Origin of the sequence: Streptomyces sp. NPDC050610 (genome assembly GCF_040654875.1) — a bacterium.
Classification (GTDB): domain Bacteria; phylum Actinomycetota; class Actinomycetes; order Streptomycetales; family Streptomycetaceae; genus Streptomyces.
In genome coordinates this window covers 83,644-104,835 of the sequence record NZ_JBFAIV010000028.1, presented here as the reverse complement: position 1 = coordinate 104,835, position 21,192 = coordinate 83,644, and the positions used below count along the sequence as shown (strand labels likewise).

Here is a 21,192-nt window from a genome sequence, read left to right as displayed (position 1 = left end):
AGCGTGCGACCGGGAGGGGGGTGAAGAGCCCCAGGGCCGGGCGGAGTGGGGGCTCACCAATTGGTTGCCTCCCCTCCGTCCCTCCGTACTGGCTCGGGGTGGTCCTCTGCCTGATGGCCACGCAGCCGGATACAGATGTCCACGCAGGCCGGACCGCTGCGGATTTCCCGCGCGTCCCGCAATTCGGTGATCAGCTCCGTGTACCTCGCGCACGCGAGGGGGACTGTCACGGCTTCGGCCGATCGAAGGTCAGGGCGGGAGTCTCTATGACGACGTGTCGTCGGTGTCGGCGTTCGCTGGTGTTGGTGTCGGTGTCGGTCTGCTCCTGGTCACCGTCCTGGGTGCCGGTAGCCAGGTCGGTGACGAGGTCGTGCACTTCCATGCGTCCTCGGGTCGGGGATGTTCGGTGACCCGCCGTGTGCGTCACCACAGGGCGGGTCGTGGTGGCATCTACGGGCGTGTCATAGGCGGCTCCCTTCGTCCGGGTGTCGGGTGGTTCCGCCTCGCCGCCGGGTCTCGTGGGGTCGCCGACGGGGAGGGGTGTTCAGGGGTGGTTGCGTGTGGCGAGTGTGTAGAGGAGGGCGATGGCTGCGGAGCCGGCGAGTACGAGGAAGGTTGCGAGCCCTCTCATGTGGCGTGGCCTCCAGCGGGCAGTGCGCGGGGCTGGGCGACTTCGCCGGGGATGACCAGGCCGGTGTCGCCCGGGGGTTCCAGCGTTACGTAGTCGGCGCTGGTTCGGCGGTAGCGGGTGTGGCCGGTGTCCTGCGCGCAGCTGTACGGAGGTGTCCGGTGTGCCGTGCCCTGCGCGGCACTTGGCGCATCGGCACGGCGGGAAGGTGAAGGGGTCGGGCGGAGGGCCGTCCGGGCCGAGCCGAATGCTCGTGCCGTTCGTGCCGTTCGGCACCAGGAGCGCACCGTTGACGCCCTGCTCGGCCATCAGCCGGGACAGCGCTTCCCGCGCTCGGCTCCTCACGAGAACAGCCACTTCATGCGGCCCAACTCGGTCCGCACGCGCGCCAGTGCGGCCCGGTCGGTGCGGTACTCCCCAGCAGGGGGCCACCACGTCGGAGCTATGGCCCACGCCCCACCGGTGCGCAGGATGGCTTCCACCGGTCCACTGGATGGGGGGAAGGGCGCGGGGGCCCGCGGAGGTTTGGTAGGGCGGTCTCGATTTCGGGACACTGGTCCACTCCTCTCCGTAGTGAGAGCACTACTGGGAGGTTCAGCGTGGCCCCCTACGGGGAAGCATTCAACCTCCCGATAGGGAATGAAAGGATGGTGGACGCGCCTTGAACCGCAAGGAGTTGAATCCGGATGCTTCCCCTCAGGCAGCCTACGGAGCGCGGCTGCGCAGACTGCGGGAGGCGCGCGGCTGGACTCAGGATGACCTATCCGCGCATATGGACTATTCCAGCGTGCATATCTCTGGCGTTGAAACTGGTCGGAAGTCTCCAACTCTCCGTTTCTCGCGCAGTGTAGACAGCGCCCTCGGCCTCGCGGGTACAGGGGAGTCGTTCGAGCGTGAGTACCGCGAGATCAAGCACGGAGGTCTGCTGGAAGGGTTCCCGGAGTACGTCGGGTACGAGGGGCGTGCAGTGGAGATCCGGATTTACAACATCGGCATCATCCCTGGATTGCTGCAAACCCCGGAGTACGCGCGGGTGCTGGCAGACAGTGCCGCACGACGGGGGGCGATCACGCCTGAGCAAGCGGACGAACGAGTCTCATTCTTGATGGAACGGCAGTCGGCCCTGGAGCGGCAACGTCCCCCGATGTTGTTCGTGGTGCTGGACGAGAGTTGCATCCGGCGGCCTGTCGGTGGACAGGCGGTGATGAACGCTCAACTTGAACGGCTGATCGAGTGTGCAGCCTGCCCCACTACGATCTTGCAGGTAGCGCCGTTCGACATCGGCGAGCGAAGGACGGTCGACTTGCCGGTCAACCTGCTGACGATGCCCGACCGCTCCGTTGTCGCCTACGCCGAATCCCAGGCTCAAGGCCATGTGGACCGTGAGCCCGCAACCGTACTCCCCATGCTGACGGCCTACCATCAGTTGCAGGGCGAAGCGCTTTCTCAGACAGCGTCTGCACTCATGATGAAAGAGATACGAGAGGTCAGCTCGTGAATGGTGACTACCCGGTTCCCCACTGGTTCAAATCCTCCTACAGCAACAACGGTGGCGACTGCATAGAGGTCGCCAGCAACCTCGTCCCTCTGCATGGCGTCGTCCCCATCCGTGACAGCAAGGACCCGAACGGGCCCGTCCTCGCGGTTTCGCCTGCCGCGTGGTCTGCGTTCGTCGCGTTCGTGGTCCGTAGCGACGCCTGACTCGCACTCAACGCAAAACGGCCCCGCCCCGGCACGTAGCCGGGACGGGGCGCGGTCGTCAGTGGGCGGCAGTGGTCTGCCACACGGTGGAGCGGCAGACCGGTGACTAGGGCGGTGATGCTGGGGTGCCCCCCGCCTGCGCGGGGACCACGGGACGAGGAGGGGCGGCACGGCGAGGCCGTGGGGACCACCCCCGCGTGCGCGGGGACCACAGGCAGTGACCTGCGATGTTACGCAGGCCGACCGCGGTTTTCGTCCAACTCCGCAGAATCCGGGTGGGGTCACCGACGGGGAGGGGTGTTCAGGGGTGGTTGGGCGTGGCGAGTGTGTAGAGGAGGGCGATGGCTGTGGAGCCGGCGAGTACGAGGAAGGTTGTGAGCCCTCTCATGTGGCGTCCTCTCCAGCGGGCAGTGCGCGGGGCTGGGCGACTTCGCCGGGGATGATCAGGCCGGTGTCGCCTGGGGGTTCCAGCGTTACGTAGTCGGCGCTGGTTCGGCGGTAGCGGGTGTGGCCGGTGTCCTGTGTGTGGCGGCGCATCCATTCCTCGGCCCAGTCGGGGCCGCAGGCGCGGATCGTCTCCCTGCAGTCGCGCTCTTCCCCTGTGACGCAGGTGGCGCTGTACTCCGGGTACGTGCTTGGGTCCTGTTCGAACGTCCAGGTCATGTACCGGAATGTGCGGCTCATCGGTGGCGTCTCCTCATGATCTGTTCGGCTTCGGGGCCGAGGAGTCGCCGGAGGAGCCGGCTTTCGTCCGGCTTTCCCGAGGCGGTTTCGATGTCTTTGATCCGCAGTGCGATCCGCATCAACGCCGCGTCGTAGTAACGGGGTTCGGTGCACCGCAGTGTTACGGCGTGGTGCACGCGTCGCCGACTGGGCCACACGGCACGTACCGGGCGGGAGAACTGGCCGTACAGCGACCACCACCGCTCGACGTCGCGGCAGGCCCGGTGGAGACGAGCCAGTGGGGGCCGCCTCATTGCTCGTTCCCGTTCGGGAGGTCGTTGGTGTTGTCGGCGCGCAGCTGTACGGAGGTGTCCGGCGTGCCGTGCCCTGCGCGGCACTTGGCGCACTGGCACGGCGGGAAGGTGAAGGGGTCGGACGGAGGGCCGTCCGGGCCGAGCCGCATGTTCGTGCCGTTCGTGCCGTTCGGCACCAGGAGCGCACCGTTGACGCCCTGCTCGGCCATCAGCCGGGACAGCGCTTCCCGCGCTCGGCTCCTCACGAGAACAGCCACTTCATGCGGCCCAACTCGGTCCGCACGCGCGCCAGAACGGGGCGGTCGCGTCGGTACTCGCTCTCGGCCGGCCACCACACCGGAGCCATGCGCCACGCACCGCCTGCGCGGAGCCATGCCTCAACCACGATGTGGTCCGGAGCTGTTGGGGTATCGAAGACTTGCGCGGACATGCGTCACCCTCCGTGAGTGATTGCTCTCGCTTCGTCTTCAAGAATCGGAGTCTGCGCGTACGCTCAACAGGGAGTGCGCTATGCCGAACGGCCTGGCATAAGGAAGTGATCTTGTATGACTGCCGAGACGGAAGATCTCGACCCCTCAGCATCGGTGCTGGCCTTCTTCGGCTCGGAGGTGACGCGACTTCGAGGCTCGACGTCGCAGACGGAGTTGGCCTCGGATGCGAACACAACGCAGCCAGTCATCAGCAGGGTTGAGCGCGGCCGTCGGGTCCCGTCCCTGCCCTTGGCGAGAGACCTGGATCTTGCACTCAAGGCAGACGGACACTTCACGAGGCTTCACCCGCTGGTACTCAGGTATGCGTACCCGTCGTGGTTCCTGCCGTACGTCGAGTTGGAGCGTGAGGCTACGTCGCTGCGCAGCTTTCAGAGTCAGGTAATTCCGGGGCAACTACAGACGGAGGACTATGCGCGAGCGATGCTCAGCGCTGTACGGCCGGACAACCTGGACGATCTCGTTGCGGCACGCATGACTCGTCAGGAGATGTTCGAGCGCTCTGAGCCGCCGCGTACGTGGTTCGTAGTCGATGAGTACGCGCTACTCCGGCACATTGGAGGCGCGGATGTGATGCGTGCCCAACTCGAACGGCTGCTCAAGGCGGGCGAATCGCCGCGGGTCGTGATTCAGGTGGTTCCGGTAGAGAAGCCCGAACACCCTGGTCTCGCCGGCCCGTTCACGATCATGGGCTTTCCTGACCATGCGGACGTCTTGTACGTCGATGGCTTCTCGCAGGGGCGCATGACCACAGAACCGGCCGAGGTGGCTGAAGCTGTGCTCTCCTATGATCTGCTCAGGGCTGTAGCACTGTCGCCCGACGCGTCAGCCGACAGGATCGGCAAGCATCTGAGAGGACTGAGCGCATGATCAGCGCTAGCACGCTGCCCGTGACGTGGCGGGCATCCACTTACAGCAGCACCAACGGCGGAGACTGCATCGAGGTTGGGGACGGTGTGCCGGGCGTTGTCCCCGTCCGGGACAGCAAGGCCCCGAACGGGCCCGCGCTCATAATCTCCCCCGCCGCGTGGTCCGCGTTCGTCGCGTTCGCGGCCCGTAGCGAAGTCTGAGCCGCCGCACACGCAAAAGGCCCCCGCACCGGCATGCAGCCGGTGCGGGGGCGAGGTTGTCAGTGGGCGCGGCGGTCTGCCACAGGGTGAGCAGCGGGTTGGCGACCAGGGTGCCGAGGCTGGGAAGTCGCCCCCACGTACGCGGGGACCACTCGATGTCGCGCGCTTCTGCGTCATGGACGCAGGGACCACCCCCGCCTGCGCGGGGACCACCGGACCGCCCACGCCTTCACCATGAACACGTTAGGACCACCCCCGCCTGCGCGGGGACCACAGGCAGTGACCTGCGATGTTACGCAGGCCGACAGCGGTTTTCGTCCAACTTCGCGGGACCCGGCATATGGGGTGAACGCATGGATTGATGCGACCTCCCTGTGAGCGAAAGCAGGGGCCAGTATGCACCTGGCCCACGTCTACCGTTGGAATAGCGCGATCATGGCAATCGCCGCCCCGGCTACCCCTGTCAGGACTGCGACCGTGGGCAGTGGCCACCGGCCGCGTTCGAGGGCGTCGAGGCGCTGCTCGTGGTCAGAGAGCCGCTCGTCGGTCTGGTCGGACCGCTGCACGAGCAGCGCGAGCGCGCCGTCAGTCTTGGCGAACCCGACCTCGACCGAGCGCCGCAGTCGCTCCAGTTCGAGGGCGACGTCGGTACCGGCGGACTCGTTCACCAGTCATCGCCCTTGGCCCGAGGCTTGTCGTCGACCAGACCGAGGCCGACGCGGACGGGCAGGGCCATGACGCGGGTGAGGCCACCGGCGACGGCGAGCGCCCCCGCCACCCACGGCAGGGATGCGGGGATGCCGGACGCGTCGACGATGGCGGAGGCGGAGTCGACGCCACCGTGGGCGCCGCGGGTCGCCGTGGCGAGGGCGCCGACGTCACCGGCCGTCAGTACGACCGCGCCGGTCTTCTCGTTGACCGACTCGACCGCGCCCCCGCCGGAAAACGGGGGGAGCTGGGCGGTGGGCACGTGTCCGGGGGTGCCGGCGGCGGTGGCGGGGATGGCGCGGACGTCGTCGGCGTCGAGGGCGACCTCGGCCGCGGAGCGGCCGTTGACGGACCGGACGAGACCCGGTTCCCCGCTCGGGCCCTGCGAACCTCGTGGACCGGCAAGGTTGGCTTGCAGGTGCCACGTGTCGGTATAGACGTACAGGTCGCCAGCCACGATGTCCGGCGCATCCTCGGCCGTGCCGACGCCCGTACCGGCAATAGTCCCCGCGCCGGGCGACAAGAGGCGCACCCTGGAAGAAGTCATGGAAGAAGCCATGGAAGAAGTCATGGAATGAGCCGGCCATGGACCGTACGAACGGCGGGGGAGCCGGTCCCCCACAGACAGAAGAAGGCGACCTCCCCGACACCGGTCGGCCCGATAGCGGCAACGGTCACGAGGACGAGGAACCGGGCCTCCCGTCCGACGAGTAGAGAAGACGAGCAGAAGCCGGAGGGGACGGGCCGTGAATGCTGCTGAACTTCGCCAACAGTGCGAGAAGACCATCGACACCTACAAGGGCGGCTACTTCACCGACCGGCCCTGGCTGCGGCAGGCGTTCCACGCCGTTCCCCGCCACCATTTCGTTCCGGACCGGGTCTGGGCGCCGGAACGCGATGCCGACGGCCGGTACCCGGTCCTGGACCGTACCCGGAACCCCACCGAGTGGCTGGCGGCGGTCTACCGGCCCAACTGGGCGCTCATCACGCAGATCGCCGACGGGACCGTATCCATCGACGCCGGCCCCACCGCCAGCAACGACTTCACCGCGTCGATCTCCTCCACCGCCGTCGTGATCAACATGCTGCACCACCTCGACCCGCAGCCCGGCGAGACCACCCTCGAAATCGGCACCGGCACCGGCTACAGCTCGGCCCTGACCGCCCACCGCACCGGCGACCACCACCTCGTCACTCTCGAACTGCAACCAGCCCTCGCCGAACGCGCCCGGACGCGTCTCGCCGAACTCGGCTGCCACCCGCACGTGGTGTGCGCGGACGGCGAACAGGGATACGAGCACGAGGCGCCCTACGACCGGCTGATCTCGACCGTGGGCGTCCGCGAGATCCCCGCGCCGTGGCTGCGCCAGGTCAAGGCGGGCGGGCTCATCATCACGCCGCTCGACACCCCGATGCGCTGCGATGCCTTGGCGTGGCTCCGGTGCGATGGCGAGGGCGGCGCCGAGGGCGGGCTGATCACGACGCTGTACTTCATGAAAACCCGCGGCCAGCGGGGGTTCCGACCGTGGCGCGAGACCGGGTGGCCCACCTGGCCACAGTGGACGCTGACAGTCACCCCCACCGAAGGACAGCGACTGCGCACCCACTGACCACCGACACGGTCGATGACGAGCCGCACCCGCCGTGTTCCGCCGGACACCGCCGCCGCTCTTGATGTTGCGGCAGCCTCTACGCCCCTGACAGCGCCGGCCGATGGGTCTGGCGGTACGTCGTCCCCTGGGGCGTCTCCTGAGGGGCGTCAGTGCCCTAACTGGATGTTGCGGTAGTCGCTGGGCGGCATGCCCGCTGTGGCACGGAACGTGCGGCTGAACTCGGCCGCCTGGGGAAACCCCCAGCGGGCGGCGATGGCCCGGATGGTGACATGGCTCAAGCCGGGATCGGCCAGGTCCCGTCGGCATCGGTCCAACCGCCGGAGTCTGAGGTAGGCACCGGGGGTCGTGCCGTGCATCTGGAAGATCCGCTGGAGGTAGCGCGACGAGATCTGGTGGGCCGATGCCATCGTGGCGGGCTTCAGGTCCGCGTCGTCCAGGTGCTGGTCGATGAACGAGGTGATGCGCAAGAACAGGACGCGCTGCGCCGACTGCGACGGGATGGGCATCTCACCGTCGAGCCGGTGGGCCAGCACAGAAGTGATCAAGTCGATCGCGGTGGTTCCCAGCCGGGCCGCGTCCCGCGCGCCGAACTTCGCATGCTCGTCGACCAGCGAGATCATGAACTGGGCGAGCAGCCGGCCGACGCCCTCCACGCCCGGCAGGTTCACCGCCAGGAGCCGGTTGACCTGGGATTCGCGCAATGGCAGCAGGCGCTTGGGGAACTGGAGCAGCACCGACTCAGCCGGGGGCGGACCGGCCTTGACGGAGGCGTCGAAGGGGCGCGAGCTGTCGTAGAGCACCATCTCGCCGGGACAGAGGCGAGCTCTGGTCCTGGCCTGGTCGATGCCTTGGCGTCCAGTGCGGATCAGAGCGAACTGGTAGTGCTCCGGGTCGGACTGGCGGATGAGGGCGGGCGTTCGCCGCGAGAGATGCGGCCCGTAGGACATCTCTGTCATCTGGACAGCTCCCAGCGGCATGGTCCGCAGACGCGCGCTGAAGGAGGCCGGGTCCGGAAGCTCGATCTTCGTGGGCACCAGCGCTTTCGTCGTGATCTCCCGCCACGCCTCGGCGCGATCGGAAACAGGCACGCCGGCGCAGTCGAACACGGACTCCACTGCATCCCCCCATAGCGCGGTGCTGAGCGTTCATTCAGCGTTCCCCGGGAACTTCGTCGGGCGGTAGTGCGCAATAGGCCAACGACAGTGCGCCGCGGGCTAAGGACGCGAAGCGAACGCGGCGACAGCATCTGATGCAGCTCATCACCGGACACGAAGCCAGGCCGACCGGTCGTTCTCGCAGCAACGCGTCCGGGCAGCGGCTCTGGTCGATTCGAAAGGACGGAGTCTCGTGCTGAGGAAGAGGATCGTGATGACCGCGGCGACCATCGCTCTGGGGGCTGGGGCGCTGATCGCGCCCCCGGCTTCAGCGGTATCGAATGCCGCAGGGGATATACAGGCGTGCACGGCAGGTAAGCACGCTGTGTCCATCAAAGCCCACGCCACCACCACGGTGAAGTACCGCTCCGGCCCCTCGACCTCCTGCCAGGCCCTGGGGCAGGTGGACAAGGGAACCACCCTGTGGATCTGGGACTACAACTCAGGTGGGACATGGGTCTACGCGCGCATCGCGGGAACCAACACCCACGGCTGGTTCTCCGCTCAGTACGTCCAGTCCTAGGGAAGGCAGATGGCCCAGAGGGCGGAGCGGTAGCTACCAACTCGCCCTTCCCCTCGTAGTGACGCCCGCCCCGGCCGGGGCGGGCGTCACTACGTTCAGCACGTTCAGCACCTGATTTCTGGCCTGCGCACCAGCGAAACCGTGATCACGCGTTCGCCCGCGGCGGCTGAAGGTTCCGATGTCCGCTCGGGCTGGTCCTGATGGGTGCGGTGCGGGTATCGCGCTCGCGATGCCGGCCATGGCCAACGCGATCATGTTCGCGATTCCGCCGGAGAAGGCGGGTGTCGGTGCGGGTGTCAATGGGACGTTGACCGAGTTCGGCAATGGATTGGGCGTAGCCGTGCCCGCCGCCGCCCGTACGGACGCGGACCGTGCCGTCGTCGCCGACGCCTTCTCAACCGACGTCCAGACAAGCCAGTTGGCCGGTGCGGCGGCTGTGTTCGTCGGCGGTGTGCTGGCCGCGCTGCTGCTGCGCCGTGCCGAGCGTGCCGACGCCGCACCGCCGGGGCCGGAAGCGGAGCGGGGCGTACCGGTCGGCGGCCGAGTGCCGCCGGGCCCGGACCGTGCGGGCGGCTTCGCCCGGTCCGGGCCTTAGCATCGGATACGTACCACCAGCGCATCGCAGAAGGAGAGCGCGCCATGGCGAGCGGCCGCACCCGAACCATCCGGGCCAGTGTGTGGCTGAACGACCGGCCCGCTCCCAAACGCAGGGCGGAACACTCCGGACCGGGCGGCGGCGCCGAGCAGTCGGCCGGGCTCGACCACGACCGGATCGTCGCGGCCACCGTCCGGCTGCTCGACGCCGAGGGCCTGACGAAGTTCTCGATGCGGCGGCTGGCGGCGGAGCTGGGCGTCACCGCGATGTCCGTCTACTGGTACGTCGACACCAAGGACGACCTGCTGGAGTTCGCCGTCGACGCGGCCGCCGCCGAGCTGGAAGTGCCCGAAGAGGGCACGGACGCCGACTGGCGCGACCAGTTGCGGCTGCTCGCCGTCACCAACCGCGACATGCTGGTCCGTCACCCATGGGTCTCCAGGCTGATCGGGGAGTACCTCAACATCGGTCCGCACGCGATGGCGTTCGCCACCGCCGCCCAGCGCGTCGCGATCAGCAGCGGGCTGCCGATGGAGCAGATCCCCGGCGTCCTGGCCCTCGTCTACCAGTTCGTCTACGGCTACGGCACGATCGAGGGCCGCTTCGCCGCCCGCTGCCGTGAGGCGGGGCTGACGCAGGACGAGTACTTCTCCGAGGTGATGGCCACCGTCAACGAGCGGCCGGAGTTCGAGGAGTCCAAGCGGCTCATGGATTCCCGCCCCAGCACCGACATCGAGGCCATGCGCGCCCGCGACTTCGAGGTGGCGCTGGACTGCGCCATCGCGGGCATCGAGGTGCTGAGGGACCGCGCGCGGCGGGAGAGCGGGCAGGACGCGGGGCGGTAGGAACCCGCCCGCGAGACGCTCGTAGGACGTGGGAACGGGCGTGGGAACGGGAAGGGGCGTACGGAAGTCCGTACGCCCCTTCCCACGTTCTGCCACCGCCTCTACAGCCCCGGCAGCTGCGTCCCCTGCACCGCCTGGATGTCGAGCTCGACCCGCAGCGTGGTGCCGATCGCCGCGATGCCCGCCGCGACGACCTGGTTGTAGTTCATCGCGAAGTCCTCGCGCCGCAGCTCGGCGGTGGCGCGGAACGCGGCGCGGGTGCCGCCCCACGGGTCCGGGCCGGTGCCGAGGTAGGTGAGGGCGAGGTCCACGGGCCGCACCACGCCGTGCAGGGCCAGTTCGCCGTGGACCGTCCAGCGGTCGGCGCCGGCCGGCTCCAGGCCCGTGGAGCGGTAGGTGATCTCCGGGAAGGCCTCTACGTTCAGGAAGTCGGCGGACTTCAGGTGGCCGTCCCGCATGGCGTTGCCGGTGTCGATGGAGTCGGCCCGGATGACCGCTTCGACGGCCGACTTCGACGGGTCGTCGATGTTCTCGGCGATCTCGATGCGCCCGGCGAACTCGGTGAACCGCCCGCGCACGCTGGATATCCCCAGGTGCTGCGCGACCGCGCCCACCGAGGAGTGCATCGGGTCGATGGTCCACGCCCCGGGCGGCGGCAGCTCCACGCCGCCCTGCCGGGCGAGGACTACGGTGCCGACGTCGGCGCGCCCGGAGGCGGTGACGATGGCGGTCGAGGCGGCCGGGGCGTAGCCGACGGCGGTCGCGATGACCGTGTACGGGCCGGGCGCCAGCGGCTGGTCCGAGTGGACCGCGCCGTCGTCGTCGGCCTGGGCGCGCAGTACCTGCGCGCCCTGCATGTCGGTCATGGTGAGCACCGCGTGCTGCACCGCCCAGCCGTCGCGGGTGCGTACCCGCGCCCGCAGTCCTGCCCCAGTGGTGGTCATTGCCGTTCCCGCTCCCGATTTCTCGCTCGTCGTACGTGTGGGGACGTGTGGGGGGATGTCGTGGGGTGTGACGTGGGATGTGCCGTGGGGTCATGGGGCCCGCGGCACCGGACGCCGTCGGTCTGCTGTGGAGCCCCGGCGGCGGCCGCAGGCCGTCCCCTGCCTGTCGGCCGGCCGCCGCCGGGGTTCGTGGGACCGTCCGTGCCGGTCCCGGGCCGGGGGCCGGGGCGCGTCTCCGCTCGAACCGCGCCCCGGCCCCCGGGGTCTTGCGTGCCGCCGGTCAGTCGCCGGGGTGGGTGAGTTCGACGTCGTAGCCGTCGACGCCGTGCCCGGCGACGTTCAGCGCCCCCGCGACCGGCGGGTAGCCGCTCGCGATGACGGTGTAGTCGCCCGCGTCCAGGTCGGTGAAGGCGTACGCGCCGTCCTCACCGGTGGTGGCGGTGGCGACCACGTTCCCGGCCGCGTCGATCAGCGTGACCCGGGCGTCCGGCATCGGACGCCGGTCGGCCCCGGCCCGTACGGTGCCCTGCACCCGGGCGCCGGCCTGGAGCTCGATCTCCATGCGGGTGACGCCCTGGTGGCCGACCTCGACGGGGAGGGCGGCGGGCCGGTGGCCGGGCGCGTTCACGGCGATGGTGAACGTGCCGGGGGCCAGCTCGTCGAAGGTGAAGTCACCCTGCGGCCCGGTCTTGCCGGTGGCCAGCACCTCGCCCCGTACGTCCGTGACGACGACCATCGCCGCGTCGACCGGCGCACCGGTCACGGCGGCGCGGACGAGGCCCGCGAGGCCGCTGGTGCCGGAGAGCAGGATGTCGTAGCCGAGCGGCTCGTCGCCGACGACGACGGTGGACGCCTGCGGCTGGTGGCCGTCGGCCGCCGCGATCAGTACGTACGAGCCGGAGCCCGGCGCGTACAGCGCGTACGAACCGTCGCCCTGGGCCACGGCGCGGCCGAGCTGGCTGCCGCTCAGCGAGATCAGCGTGACCGCGGAACGGGCGACGGGCTGGCCGTCGGCGTTCTTCACGAACCCCCGGATCGCGGTGGAGCCGGGCGGCGGGCCGTCGCCGGTGGAGGCGAACGCCGCGAGGTGCTGCGGCTCGGGGGCGACTGCCGGGGCAGCGGCCGGGGCCAGCGCCTGGTCGCCGTCGGCCGTGCTCGGCGCGCCGACGAGGGCGGGCTCCAGCTCGGCCGTGCTCTCGAAGGACTGAGCGGCGGACTGAGCGGCCGCGGGGGCCGTCGCCGGGGCCGCGTCGTCACTGGCCAGCGCCCGCTCGGTGCCGGACTTGCTGCGCAGCGCGACCTCCTTGATGAACAGGGTGAGGATGAAGGCGAGCAGTGCGCACGGCGCCGCGTACAGGAAGACGTCGCCGACGCCGTGCCCGTACGCGCTCTCCATGATGGTGCGGAAGGGCGCGGGCAGCTGCGACAGGTCGGGTATGCCCCCGCCGCCGGTGCCGCCGTGGCCCAGGGCCGCGCCCTTGGGGCCGAGGTCCGCTACGCCCTCCTGGACGTAGTGGGTGACCCGGGTGCCGAGCACCGCGCCGAGCGCCGAGACGCCGACCGCACCGCCGAGGGAGCGGAAGAATGTGACGACGGAGCTGGCGGAGCCGAGGTCCTGCGGGGCGACCTGGTTCTGCGTGGCGAGGACCAGGTTCTGCATCATCATGCCGATGCCGAGGCCCATCAGCGCCATGTAGATGGCCAGGTGCCAGTACGGGGTGTCGTACCGCATGGTGCCGAGCAGGCCGAGGCCCGCGGTGAGCAGCGCGCCGCCGGAGACCAGCCAGTACTTCCACCGGCCGGTCTTGGTGATCACCTGGCCGGAGACGGTGGAGGCGATGAAGAGGCCCGCGATCATCGGGATCGTCATGACGCCGGACATCGTGGGGGTCTTGCCGCGCGCCAGCTGGAAGTACTGGGAGAAGAAGACCGTGCCGGTGAACATCGAGATGCCGACGAACAGCGACGCGAGGGAGGCGAGGGTGATCGTCTTGTTGCGGAACAGCCGCAACGGGATGATCGGCTCCTTCGCCTTCGACTCGACGTAGACGAAGATCAGGGCGAGCACGATCGCGCCGCCGACCATGACGAAGGTCTGCCAGGAGATCCAGTCGTAGTTCTTGCCGGCCAGGGTCACCCAGACCAGCAGCAGCGTGACGGAGGCGGCGACGAAGAACGCGCCGAACCAGTCGACCTTGACGTCCCGCTTCAGGACCGGGAGCTTCAGGGTCTTCTGGAGGACGATCAGGGCGATGATCGCGAACGGCACGCCGACGTAGAAGCACCAGCGCCAGCCGAGCCAGCTCGTGTCGGTGATGACGCCGCCGAGCAGCGGGCCGCCGACGGTGGCGACGGCGAAGGTCGCGCCGAGGTAGCCGCTGTAGCGGCCGCGCTCGCGCGGGGAGATCATCGCGGCCATCACGATCTGGGCGAGGGCGGAGAGGCCGCCGACGCCGACGCCCTGGACCACGCGACAGGCGATCAGCATGCCGGCGTTCTGCGAGAGCCCGGCCACGACCGAGCCGCCGACGTAGATCACGAGGGCTATCTGGACCAGCAGCTTCTTGCTGAAGAGGTCCGAGAGCTTGCCCCAGAGCGGGGTGGTCGCGGTCATCGCGAGCAGCGAGGCCGTGACGACCCAGGTGTACGAGGACTGGCTGCCGTTCAGGTCGTGGATGATCCGGGGCAGCGCGTTGGAGACGATCGTCGACGACAGGATCGCGACGAACATGCCGAGCAGCAGCCCGGACAGCGCCTCCATGATCTGCCGGTGGGTCATGGGCTCTGCGTCGGAGCCGGGGGCCGGCTGGTGGCCGCCTCCGTGCTTGGCGTGGCCGCCCCGCACACCGGCCGGTGTGGTCGAAGCCATGTGGTTCCTTCGGTTCTCTACGCGTGTGAACGCGTTTCGTTACGCGGTCGAACGCGTTCTTGTGCGTCTTTACGCGGGTGTACGGGCAGTGGAATCCGCGCCGTTGGGGTGCGGTGCGCGCGCCCGGCAGTCGCCGAACGCCTCGCGCAGCCGCGTCAGCAAGTCGATGAGGCTGCCGACGTCGTCATCGGACCAGTCCTTGAGGCACGCGGCGAGTGTCTCGGTGTAGAGGGTGGACACCTGGTTCAGCAGCTTGGCGCCGCTGGGGCTGAGGCGCAGCAGCCGCGACCGCTTGTCCTGCGGGTCGGGGTGCCGTTCGATCCAGCCGCGCTCGGCGACGTAGGCCACGTGCCGGCTGGTCACCGACATGTCGATCGCGAGCAGCTCGGCCAGTCTGCTCATCCGCATCTCGCCGTACCGGTTGAGCAGGGAGAGCAGGATGGCCGAGGCGGGCGAGCAGTTCAGCGGGAGCATCCGGCCCAGGTCTCGCTTGATCGCGTCGACGGTGCCGAGTTGCCGGGCCAGCTCCTCGTACTGCTCTTGAGCGGCCACTGGCACCACCTCCGGACGATCAGTTGCTTAGGGCAACCATAGAATCATTTGGTTGCTGAAGGCAAACGAAATGGGGGTCGCCGGAGTAAAGGAGTGGGAAAGGATGCGTCGGCGGTACGTCAAGGTGCGGTGCGAACCTCGTAAAACCGCAGGTGGGGGTGGGTCGCATGGTGGGGTGCACACGTGGACATAGAGGCAGAAGGCGGGGCGAACACCCGCTGGGACAAGGGGTTATGGACGGCCCCGGGGTGCCGAGGCCCACGCTTCTTCGCTAGGGTCCTGCCCTATGGCTAACCCCCAGCAGCAGGGCCCCGAGGGCAACTACGACCCGGCCGGCAACACCCAGATGTTCCGCGCCTTCGTCGACGAAGAGCCCCAGCGCCGAGCGGCCGCTCCCGCGGCCGCTGTGACCCGCCCTTCCTCGTCCGGCCCGCGGGTCGGGGTGATCGTGGGAGTGATCGTCGCGGTGGTGGTCGTGGCGGCGGTGGCCTGGCTGGCGCTGAAGTAGGCGCGGGCGCCGGCGCTCAAGCGCTGGCACTGGTGCTCAAGTGGGCGCTGGTGCTCAAGTCGAAGTGTTCAAGCCGACGCTCTGCTGTTGGCTGGGCTGCTTTTGGCGGGTTGAGGCCGCTTTTGGGTGCTGGGTCCGCTTCTGCGGGTCGGATCGGCCTTTGCGTGCCGAGCCCGCTTTCGTGGGCCGGGCGCGCAGGTGTCGGGCGGCAGTGCCGCAGGTGGGTCGCCGGTGCCGCGGGTGGGGCTAGAGGTCGGTCTTGAGCAGCAGCTCGGTCAGTTCCGCAGGCATGGTGATCATGCAGTCGTGTCCGGTCGGCAGCTCCCGCACCTGTGACGGCGAGCCATTGGGCTGCATCGCGGGGACGGGCCGTCGCGTGATGCCTTCCGGCGCCGCGCCGACGCAGTGGATGTGCGTACGCGGAATCGACTTCACGGCCGGGTTGTCCAGCCGGACCGGTTCCCGCAGGCAGTCCACCGGCTGGTCGGAGAGTGTCGCCCGCAACCACGCGACGTCCGCCGGATCGGTGACCCCGAACAGGCCGAGGGGCGGCGGCATCTCGGGCAGCGGCGGAATGCGCCAGCCGCCGCCGGACTCCGCGGCCTGGTCGATCAGGTTCTGGGTGAAGGGGTGGATGTCGATGCCGGCCTCGCCGTGCTCCGGGACCATCGCGTCCAGATACACCAGATGCGCGACCCTCTCCGGGACGTCGTTGGTCACGGACGAGATGACCAGCCCCGCGTAGCTGTGCCCCACGAGTGCGACGTCGGTCAGGTCCTCTTCACGGATCAGCTCGACGACGTCCTTGACGTGCGTTTCGAGCCCTATCTCGGGGCTGAGCAGGTGCGCCTTGTCGCCGTAACCGGTCAGCGTCGGCGCGAACACGCGGTGCCCGGCCGACTTCAGCAGCGGGACCACCCGCTCCCAGGCCCGGCCGCTGTGCCAGGCGCCGTGTACCAGCAGAAATGTAGACATGGTGGGAATAGTCTTTCTCTTCGGTGTGCGGTGAGGGGGCGCGAAGGTGCGGGAGCGTGGGGGCCGGCGGAGCAGCGGAGTGGCGGAGCAGCGGAGTAGCGGAATAGTGGTGCGGAGGGCCGGCCGTCTAGCAGTTCCTGTTCGTGCCTCGGTACCCTTTGAGAACCACCGTCATCCTGGAGCATGTGCCGCGCCCCGGGCAATAAGGCACATTCCTGTGACCCGGTTCCCTGGAGGTGACCATGAGTACAGCCCGTAGCGACTCCGAGCCGGTCGAGTGCGAGGACCCGTGCCGGACCCGCGAAGTGCTCGACATCGTCGGCGACAAGTGGTCGCTGCTGGTCGTACGCAACCTCAGCCAGGGGCCGCGCCGCTTCACCGAACTCAAGCGGGCCATCGACGGAATCAGCCAGCGCATGCTCACCGTCACCCTGCGCAGCCTGGAGCGCGACGGAATCCTCACGCGGACCGTCCGCAACGTCATGCCGCCGCACGTCAGTTACGAACTCACCCCGATGGGCACGACCCTCCGCCAGGCCACCGCACCCCTGTTGGAGTGGAGCACCGCGCACCTGGTTCACATCGACGCCGCCCGCGCCGCGTACGACGCCCGTCCCGACACGCCGTCCACCTAGCCGTGCCGGGGCCCCGGCCGGCGGCCGGTAGCGGGGTGGCGGACCCATACGTACTGGTCATGCGGCGTGACCGTCATGCCGAAGTCGTACAGCTCGGGCGAGCCCTCGGCCGTCCACTCGTCCCAGGCGGCCAGCACCTCGTCGGCCAGGCGGCGCGGCCCGGACTGATGGGCGACGGTTGTCGCGTCGCCGCCGGGGGAGGGGCCGAGGGTGGCCCAGGAGGTGTGGGCGGTGTCGTGGAGCCGTACGGCCGGGTCGTTCTCCCCGCCGTACGGATCGAGAGTCAGGTGTACGTCCGGCAGCGCCACCCGTAGCGCGAACAGCAGGTGAGGGTCCGTACGTAGCGGGCCGAGCTCCCGTACGGTGCGCCACTCCGCCTCCGCCTCCGGCGGCGGACCGGTGCCGCGTACCTGCTGCCAGGTGGGCGGCGGGCTGGTGCCGCGGCTGGGCATGAAGGCCGCCAGCCCCTGAACCCAGCCGGCCGCCGACGCGCCGTCCTCCACGACGGTCAGCGCCACGTGCCCCAACCTCCCCCAGGGCGTGACGATCCGCCCGCCCGGCCGCGTCTGCTCCACCCACGCCCACAGGATCGCCTCGACCGCGTACGTGCAGATCAGCCGGTCGTACGGCCCGCCGTCCGGCCACCCGGCGGCCCCGTCGCCGACCTCGACCGTGACGTCGACTCCCATGGCGGCGAGCCGAGTTCGGGCCTGCGCGGCGAGTCCGGGGTCGGTCTCCACGCTGGATACGAGCCCCGGCCCGGAACGCCGCGCCAGCAGCGCGGCGTTCCAGCCCGAGCCCGTACCCAGTTCGAGAACGCGCTGCCCCGGCTCCAGCTTCAGCGAATCCAACATGTCGACCACGACCGCGACACACGACAGGCTGGACGACGCCCGCCCGTCGATGACCTGCGTAACAGCCGGTTCCTCCGGCCCCGCGTACACCTGCGCCGCCCACCGCCCGGCTTCGGCCTCCCGGTCCACCGGTACGTACACGTGGCCGTCCCACCGCCACAACCGCTCGGGCGCGAACGCGTGCCGGGGCACGTCGCCCACGGCCCGCCGAATCCACGGCGCACGGTCGGGCCACAGCCGTCGCCGCTCCATGGCGGCGTCGAGAGCGGTGCCGTTCACGCCGCCGCCAGTTCGCACCAGACGTACTTGCCGCTGTCCCCGGCGGAAGTGAGCGCGTGCCAGCCCCAGCCGTCCGCGCAGGAACGTACGAGCGCCAGGCCGCGGCCGTCCTCGGCGTCGGCGGGGGTGCGCAGCGGGGGAGCGGGCGGCGTGGGGTCCGCGTCCCACGCGCCGATACGGAGAACCCCGCCCGCCCAGCGCACTCCGAGGGCCGCGGGCCCCTTGGTGTGGCGTACGGCGTTGCCGACCAGTTCCGTGGCCAGCAACTCCGCCACCTCGGAGAGGTGCGGCAGCTCGTGAGCGGAGAGGATCAGGCGTAGCGCACGGCGGCAGATGGTGACCGCGCGTGCGTCATGCGGGATGTAAAGCGTGTACTCCCACGGCTCTTCGTCGTTGATTTCAGGCATACGGGCACTCCGAGTGTGAGGGGGGTGTCGGGGTGCACTGCGGTCGATGGGCGCGGTGGCATGGCCGCGGCCGTCGTGGCGTGACGGGGCGGTGCACTTCCGGCTTCCCGGACTCGCAGCGTGTGCGTTGCGTCACTCAAAGTAGGGGTTCAGTTGAACCCGGTCAAGCTGGACTGGGATACTCGTACTTTCAACTCCCGCGAGAGCAGAGGAACATGCCAGCGAGAAGCGTTGTCACCGCCCGCCAGGAACGACTCGGCGCTGAACTGCGCAAACTTCGAGAACGAGCAGGTCTGACCGGACGGGAGGCCGCTCAGGCGGCGGGCATCGCCGAGACCAAGGTTTCCGCGACGGAGGCGGGCCGGGTCGGTGTCAGTGCGGAGCGCGTACGTCACCTGGCCAGCCAGTACGCGTGCGACGATGCCGCGCTCGTGGACGCACTGGTGGGTATGGCGACGGAGAAGGGGCGGGGGTGGTGGGAGGAGTGCCGGGGGTGGGTGCCTTCCGGCTACCTGAACCTGGCTGAACTTGAGTGTCACGCTGTGTGCTTGACGAACTTTGAGTGCGTCTACATCCCCGGTCTGTTGCAGACGGAGGCGCATATCCGGGCAATCTTTGCTTCCACGGTGCCCAAGCTGTCGGAGGAAGAGCTTGAAATGCGCGTCCGGTTCCGGCTGCGTCGTCAGGGGCTGTCTGTTCCCTACCTGGCAGTGATCCACGAAGCGGCACTGCGGATCAGGGCGGCCGATAGGAAAGTCGCCCGGAATCAGCTGCTCCATATCTTGGATCAGTCTGAACTATCCCATGTAGCCGTCCGTGTTGTTCCGTTCGATGTGGATGACTTCGCCGGCATCGGTGATCCGCTGGTGTATGCGGGCGGGCCCGTTCCGCAGCTGGATACGGTCCTGGTGGACACGCCGCATGGTCCTGCTTTTGTGGATGCGGAAGCACAACTCCGCCGCTATCGAGCGATTATGCGCAAGTTGGAGGTGGCGGCGTTGGGGGTCGTAGAGTCAAGGGAGCTCATCCACCGCCTCGTACAGAGCATGTGAAAGGGCCTGACATGACACTGGTTGCCGAGTGGGAGAAGTCTTCGTTCTCCGGCGCTCATGATTCGGCCAACTGCATTGAACTCGCCGCTGTGGGTGGCGTCGTCCTTCTTCGTGAGAGCGATGCCCCCGCTAACGTGCTCGCCCTTACGCGTGGGACGTTGGCCGGGTTGGTACGCCAGGTGAAGGCCGGTAGCCCCGGTGGGGGCTTCGAGCCGCCCGTGCATCGATAGGCCGATGCATCCGCTGTCCCGCGAGCAGTGTGTGAAAGGGGTCGGCATGGCCCAGGACATCAAGTGGCAGAAGTCTTCCTTCTCTGCCGGGCAGGACGCGGCCAACTGCGTTGAACTCGCTGCCGTGGGCAATGTCGTCCTGCTCCGCGAGAGCGACGCCCCCGCCAACGTGCTCGCCCTCACCCGCCCGGCGCTGGTCGGCTTGCTTGGAGCCTTAAGGCAATGAGGTGGACGGCCCGGTACCCGGGGTGCAAGCCAATCCTCACCGCGTGAACCGCGCAGCCCCGGTCGCTCCCCCGGCAGGCTTCAGGCGCTGCCCGCTGCCCGGCGCTTCCTGTTGGTGCGGTCGGTGGTCCAGGCGAGGGCGGCGATGACGGGGAAGGCCGCCGCGGTGAGGGTGACCGTGTGCCAGTCCCTCAAGTGGTAGGCAAGGGTGCCGAGTTGGGAGCCTATGGCGCCGCCGATGAAGAAGGTGGCGATGTAGACGCTGGTGATCCGTGCGCGGGCGTCTGCGTCGAGTTGGTAGATGGTGTGCTGTCCGAAGATCAGGGAGCACTGCACGGCGCAGTCCAGGAGGACCGCGGCGGCGGCGAGGACGATGATCTGGTGGGCGGCCAGGCCGGCCCAGATGAGGGTGGCGGAGGCGAGCAGGCAGGCCGCGGGGGTGAGCCGGTGGGCGAGCCCCCGGTCGGCGAGGCGGCCCGCGAGGGGGGCGACGAGTGCGCCGGCGGCGCCGACGAGGGCGAACAGGCCGACCTGGAGCTGGGAGTAGTTGTACGGCGCGGAGGTCAGGACGTAGGAGATGGTCGTCCAGAACGCACTGAAGGCGGCGAACATGCAGGCGTGGTAGATGGACCGGCGGCGCAGCTGCGGGTGGACGCGGACCAGGCGGGCCGTGGAACGTAGCAGCGCGGTGTAGGAATCGGTGCTGGTGGGGGCCCGGCGGGGCAGCGCGCGGCGCAGGACGAGGGCCAGGATCGCCATCAGGGCGGCGGAGACCAGGTAGACGCTGCGCCAGCCCGCGACGTCCGCGAGCAGGCTGCCGACGGTGCGGGAGAGCAGTATTCCGGCGAGCAGTCCGCTCATGACCTTGCCCACCACGGCGCCGCGCAGGTGGTCGGGGGCGAGGTCGGCGGCGTAGGGGACGAGGACCTGCGCGACGACGGAGGTGGCGCCCGCGACGAGCGCGGCGATGAGCAGGACGGCGAAGGTGGGGGCGAGGCCGCCGACGGCCATGGCCAGGGCCGTGACGGTGAGCAGGACGGAGACCAGGCGGGAGTTCTCGATGCGGTCGCCGAGGGGGACCAGGAACACCATGCCGGCGGCGTAGCCGAGCTGGGTCAGGGTGATCAGCAGGCCGGCGGTCGAGTCCTGGAGCTGGAAGGTCCGGCGCAGCATCTCCAGGAGCGGCTGGGCGTAGTAGAGGTTGGCCACGGTCAGCCCGCAGGAAGTGGCCAGGAGTACGACCAGCCAGCCGGGCAGGGCTTGTTGTCGCGCGGATGACTCCGGTGTGGCACGGGCGGCTGTGGGCACGGGCATGGTCTGTCTCCGGATACGGACGTGGGGAGGGGCGGAAGCCGAGTCG

The 21,192-nt window shown here is 69.3% G+C and carries 26 protein-coding genes and 1 pseudogene; 13 read left to right on the top strand and 14 right to left on the bottom strand.

Annotation, left to right across the window (positions count from 1 at the left end):
* Window positions 1–226 precede the first annotated feature (226 nt).
* A complete protein-coding gene (locus tag AB0I22_RS29245; RefSeq protein ID WP_363133944.1) occupies window positions 227–382 on the bottom strand; it encodes a hypothetical protein in 156 nt (51 codons plus the stop codon).
* A gap of 587 nt (window positions 383–969) precedes the next feature.
* Window positions 970–1,110: a hypothetical protein gene (locus AB0I22_RS29240; RefSeq protein WP_363133943.1), complete on the bottom strand. Its 141-nt coding sequence runs from the start codon at window positions 1,108–1,110 to the stop codon at window positions 970–972.
* 179 nt (window positions 1,111–1,289) lie between these two features.
* On the opposite strand from AB0I22_RS29240, the gene AB0I22_RS29235 reads away from it, so the two are divergent.
* Both AB0I22_RS29235 and AB0I22_RS29230 read left to right on the top strand, forming a co-directional pair.
* Complete coding sequence (locus AB0I22_RS29235) at window positions 1,290–2,126, top strand: helix-turn-helix transcriptional regulator (RefSeq protein ID WP_363133942.1); 837 nt, start codon at window positions 1,290–1,292, stop codon at window positions 2,124–2,126.
* The gene (locus AB0I22_RS29230; protein ID WP_363133941.1) at window positions 2,123–2,329 is read left to right on the top strand and encodes a DUF397 domain-containing protein; all 207 of its coding nucleotides are present in this window, start codon (window positions 2,123–2,125) and stop codon (window positions 2,327–2,329) included. The genes AB0I22_RS29235 and AB0I22_RS29230 overlap by 4 nt, the downstream gene beginning before the upstream one ends.
* A 384-nt stretch (window positions 2,330–2,713) precedes the next feature.
* On the opposite strand, the gene AB0I22_RS29225 is transcribed toward AB0I22_RS29230, so the two are convergent.
* A complete protein-coding gene (locus AB0I22_RS29225; RefSeq protein WP_363133940.1) occupies window positions 2,714–3,013 on the bottom strand; it encodes a hypothetical protein in 300 nt (99 codons plus the stop codon).
* 289 nt (window positions 3,014–3,302) lie between these two features.
* Complete coding sequence (locus AB0I22_RS29220) at window positions 3,303–3,551, bottom strand: hypothetical protein (RefSeq protein ID WP_363133939.1); 249 nt, start codon at window positions 3,549–3,551, stop codon at window positions 3,303–3,305.
* Between the two features lie 300 nt (window positions 3,552–3,851).
* Between AB0I22_RS29220 and AB0I22_RS29215 the strand changes: the two genes are divergently transcribed.
* Both AB0I22_RS29215 and AB0I22_RS29210 read left to right on the top strand, forming a co-directional pair.
* Complete coding sequence (locus tag AB0I22_RS29215; RefSeq protein ID WP_363133938.1) at window positions 3,852–4,664, top strand: helix-turn-helix transcriptional regulator; 813 nt, start codon at window positions 3,852–3,854, stop codon at window positions 4,662–4,664.
* Window positions 4,661–4,864: a DUF397 domain-containing protein gene (locus AB0I22_RS29210; RefSeq protein ID WP_363133937.1), complete on the top strand. Its 204-nt coding sequence runs from the start codon at window positions 4,661–4,663 to the stop codon at window positions 4,862–4,864. Before AB0I22_RS29215 ends, AB0I22_RS29210 begins: the two co-directional genes overlap by 4 nt.
* Before the next feature lie 413 nt (window positions 4,865–5,277).
* Here the strand turns inward: AB0I22_RS29210 and AB0I22_RS29205 are convergent, their stop codons facing one another.
* Together AB0I22_RS29205 and AB0I22_RS29200 are read right to left on the bottom strand one after the other, a co-directional pair.
* Window positions 5,278–5,532 (bottom strand): hypothetical protein, encoded by a 255-nt coding sequence (locus tag AB0I22_RS29205; protein WP_363133936.1) that lies wholly within the window; start codon window positions 5,530–5,532, stop codon window positions 5,278–5,280.
* On the bottom strand, window positions 5,529–6,119 hold the full coding sequence (locus tag AB0I22_RS29200; protein ID WP_363133965.1) for a hypothetical protein: 591 nt from the start codon (window positions 6,117–6,119) through the stop codon (window positions 5,529–5,531). Before AB0I22_RS29200 ends, AB0I22_RS29205 begins: the two co-directional genes overlap by 4 nt.
* A 199-nt stretch (window positions 6,120–6,318) precedes the next feature.
* Between AB0I22_RS29200 and AB0I22_RS29195 the strand changes: the two genes are divergently transcribed.
* Window positions 6,319–7,182, top strand: a complete 864-nt coding sequence (locus tag AB0I22_RS29195; RefSeq protein WP_363133935.1) for a methyltransferase domain-containing protein — start codon at window positions 6,319–6,321, stop codon at window positions 7,180–7,182.
* Between the two features lie 149 nt (window positions 7,183–7,331).
* On the opposite strand, the gene AB0I22_RS29190 is transcribed toward AB0I22_RS29195, so the two are convergent.
* Window positions 7,332–8,273, bottom strand: a complete 942-nt coding sequence (locus AB0I22_RS29190) for an AraC family transcriptional regulator (protein ID WP_363133934.1) — start codon at window positions 8,271–8,273, stop codon at window positions 7,332–7,334.
* A 391-nt stretch (window positions 8,274–8,664) separates the two neighbouring features.
* Between AB0I22_RS29190 and AB0I22_RS29185 the strand changes: the two genes are divergently transcribed.
* The 3 genes and pseudogenes from AB0I22_RS29185 (at window position 8,665) to AB0I22_RS29175 (ending at window position 10,302) form a co-directional block, all read left to right on the top strand.
* Window positions 8,665–8,862 carry an SH3 domain-containing protein gene (locus tag AB0I22_RS29185; RefSeq protein WP_363133933.1) on the top strand — a complete coding sequence of 66 codons (198 nt, stop codon included), beginning with the start codon at window positions 8,665–8,667 and terminating at the stop codon, window positions 8,860–8,862.
* A gap of 208 nt (window positions 8,863–9,070) precedes the next feature.
* Window positions 9,071–9,457, top strand: a pseudogene (locus tag AB0I22_RS29180) (MFS transporter); the annotation flags it as partial.
* Between the two features lie 44 nt (window positions 9,458–9,501).
* Window positions 9,502–10,302 carry a TetR/AcrR family transcriptional regulator gene (locus AB0I22_RS29175; RefSeq protein ID WP_363133932.1) on the top strand — a complete coding sequence of 267 codons (801 nt, stop codon included), beginning with the start codon at window positions 9,502–9,504 and terminating at the stop codon, window positions 10,300–10,302.
* A gap of 101 nt (window positions 10,303–10,403) precedes the next feature.
* Here the strand turns inward: AB0I22_RS29175 and AB0I22_RS29170 are convergent, their stop codons facing one another.
* From AB0I22_RS29170 to AB0I22_RS29160, 3 genes are all read right to left on the bottom strand, one after another.
* Window positions 10,404–11,246: a YceI family protein gene (locus AB0I22_RS29170; protein ID WP_363133931.1), complete on the bottom strand. Its 843-nt coding sequence runs from the start codon at window positions 11,244–11,246 to the stop codon at window positions 10,404–10,406.
* A gap of 280 nt (window positions 11,247–11,526) precedes the next feature.
* Window positions 11,527–14,115, bottom strand: coding sequence for an MFS transporter (locus tag AB0I22_RS29165; RefSeq protein WP_363133930.1), 2,589 nt, complete (start codon window positions 14,113–14,115; stop codon window positions 11,527–11,529).
* A 69-nt stretch (window positions 14,116–14,184) separates the two neighbouring features.
* Entirely contained in the window at window positions 14,185–14,667 is a 483-nt protein-coding gene (locus tag AB0I22_RS29160; protein WP_363133929.1) for a MarR family transcriptional regulator, read from the bottom strand.
* Window positions 14,668–14,953: 286 nt separating this feature from the next.
* Here AB0I22_RS29160 and AB0I22_RS29155 point away from each other — a divergent pair, with 286 nt between their 5' ends.
* Window positions 14,954–15,175, top strand: a complete 222-nt coding sequence (locus tag AB0I22_RS29155) for a hypothetical protein (RefSeq protein ID WP_363133928.1) — start codon at window positions 14,954–14,956, stop codon at window positions 15,173–15,175.
* Window positions 15,176–15,421: 246 nt separating this feature from the next.
* Here AB0I22_RS29155 and AB0I22_RS29150 read toward each other — a convergent pair whose 3' ends face one another.
* Window positions 15,422–16,150 carry an alpha/beta hydrolase family protein gene (locus AB0I22_RS29150; protein WP_363133927.1) on the bottom strand — a complete coding sequence of 243 codons (729 nt, stop codon included), beginning with the start codon at window positions 16,148–16,150 and terminating at the stop codon, window positions 15,422–15,424.
* Window positions 16,151–16,392: 242 nt separating this feature from the next.
* Between AB0I22_RS29150 and AB0I22_RS29145 the strand changes: the two genes are divergently transcribed.
* Window positions 16,393–16,785, top strand: coding sequence for a helix-turn-helix domain-containing protein (locus AB0I22_RS29145; protein ID WP_363133926.1), 393 nt, complete (start codon window positions 16,393–16,395; stop codon window positions 16,783–16,785).
* Here AB0I22_RS29145 and AB0I22_RS29140 read toward each other — a convergent pair.
* Both AB0I22_RS29140 and AB0I22_RS29135 read right to left on the bottom strand, forming a co-directional pair.
* A complete protein-coding gene (locus tag AB0I22_RS29140) occupies window positions 16,782–17,918 on the bottom strand; it encodes a methyltransferase domain-containing protein (RefSeq protein ID WP_363133925.1) in 1,137 nt (378 codons plus the stop codon). The genes AB0I22_RS29145 and AB0I22_RS29140 overlap by 4 nt on opposite strands.
* Window positions 17,915–18,325 carry an ATP-binding protein gene (locus AB0I22_RS29135; RefSeq protein WP_363133924.1) on the bottom strand — a complete coding sequence of 137 codons (411 nt, stop codon included), beginning with the start codon at window positions 18,323–18,325 and terminating at the stop codon, window positions 17,915–17,917. The genes AB0I22_RS29140 and AB0I22_RS29135 overlap by 4 nt, the downstream gene beginning before the upstream one ends.
* 215 nt (window positions 18,326–18,540) lie before the next feature.
* Between AB0I22_RS29135 and AB0I22_RS29130 the strand changes: the two genes are divergently transcribed.
* From AB0I22_RS29130 to AB0I22_RS29120, 3 genes are read left to right on the top strand one after another with little or no spacing between them, the layout of a single operon-like run.
* Window positions 18,541–19,377 carry a helix-turn-helix transcriptional regulator gene (locus tag AB0I22_RS29130; RefSeq protein ID WP_363133923.1) on the top strand — a complete coding sequence of 279 codons (837 nt, stop codon included), beginning with the start codon at window positions 18,541–18,543 and terminating at the stop codon, window positions 19,375–19,377.
* 11 nt (window positions 19,378–19,388) lie between these two features.
* Entirely contained in the window at window positions 19,389–19,607 is a 219-nt protein-coding gene (locus tag AB0I22_RS29125) for a DUF397 domain-containing protein (RefSeq protein WP_363133922.1), read from the top strand.
* A 46-nt stretch (window positions 19,608–19,653) separates the two neighbouring features.
* A complete protein-coding gene (locus AB0I22_RS29120) occupies window positions 19,654–19,833 on the top strand; it encodes a DUF397 domain-containing protein (protein WP_363133921.1) in 180 nt (59 codons plus the stop codon).
* An 80-nt stretch (window positions 19,834–19,913) separates the two neighbouring features.
* On the opposite strand, the gene AB0I22_RS29115 is transcribed toward AB0I22_RS29120, so the two are convergent.
* Window positions 19,914–21,146 (bottom strand): MFS transporter, encoded by a 1,233-nt coding sequence (locus AB0I22_RS29115; RefSeq protein ID WP_363133920.1) that lies wholly within the window; start codon window positions 21,144–21,146, stop codon window positions 19,914–19,916.
* Between the last annotated feature and the right edge of the window lie 46 nt (window positions 21,147–21,192).

Coding starts and splice junctions, on each gene's coding strand:
- AB0I22_RS29200 (WP_363133965.1), bottom strand. CDS start 6,119: ATGACTTCTTCCAGGGTGCGCCTCTTGTCGCCCGGCGCGGGGACTATT.
- AB0I22_RS29145 (WP_363133926.1), top strand. CDS start 16,393: ATGAGTACAGCCCGTAGCGACTCCGAGCCGGTCGAGTGCGAGGACCCG.
- AB0I22_RS29245 (WP_363133944.1), bottom strand. CDS start 382: ATGGAAGTGCACGACCTCGTCACCGACCTGGCTACCGGCACCCAGGAC.
- AB0I22_RS29175 (WP_363133932.1), top strand. CDS start 9,502: ATGGCGAGCGGCCGCACCCGAACCATCCGGGCCAGTGTGTGGCTGAAC.
- AB0I22_RS29125 (WP_363133922.1), top strand. CDS start 19,389: ATGACACTGGTTGCCGAGTGGGAGAAGTCTTCGTTCTCCGGCGCTCAT.
- AB0I22_RS29120 (WP_363133921.1), top strand. CDS start 19,654: ATGGCCCAGGACATCAAGTGGCAGAAGTCTTCCTTCTCTGCCGGGCAG.
- AB0I22_RS29135 (WP_363133924.1), bottom strand. CDS start 18,325: ATGCCTGAAATCAACGACGAAGAGCCGTGGGAGTACACGCTTTACATC.
- AB0I22_RS29115 (WP_363133920.1), bottom strand. CDS start 21,146: ATGCCCGTGCCCACAGCCGCCCGTGCCACACCGGAGTCATCCGCGCGA.
- AB0I22_RS29150 (WP_363133927.1), bottom strand. CDS start 16,150: ATGTCTACATTTCTGCTGGTACACGGCGCCTGGCACAGCGGCCGGGCC.
- AB0I22_RS29130 (WP_363133923.1), top strand. CDS start 18,541: ATGCCAGCGAGAAGCGTTGTCACCGCCCGCCAGGAACGACTCGGCGCT.
- AB0I22_RS29210 (WP_363133937.1), top strand. CDS start 4,661: ATGATCAGCGCTAGCACGCTGCCCGTGACGTGGCGGGCATCCACTTAC.
- AB0I22_RS29225 (WP_363133940.1), bottom strand. CDS start 3,013: ATGAGCCGCACATTCCGGTACATGACCTGGACGTTCGAACAGGACCCA.
- AB0I22_RS29170 (WP_363133931.1), bottom strand. CDS start 11,246: ATGACCACCACTGGGGCAGGACTGCGGGCGCGGGTACGCACCCGCGAC.
- AB0I22_RS29155 (WP_363133928.1), top strand. CDS start 14,954: ATGGCTAACCCCCAGCAGCAGGGCCCCGAGGGCAACTACGACCCGGCC.
- AB0I22_RS29165 (WP_363133930.1), bottom strand. CDS start 14,115: ATGGCTTCGACCACACCGGCCGGTGTGCGGGGCGGCCACGCCAAGCAC.
- AB0I22_RS29215 (WP_363133938.1), top strand. CDS start 3,852: ATGACTGCCGAGACGGAAGATCTCGACCCCTCAGCATCGGTGCTGGCC.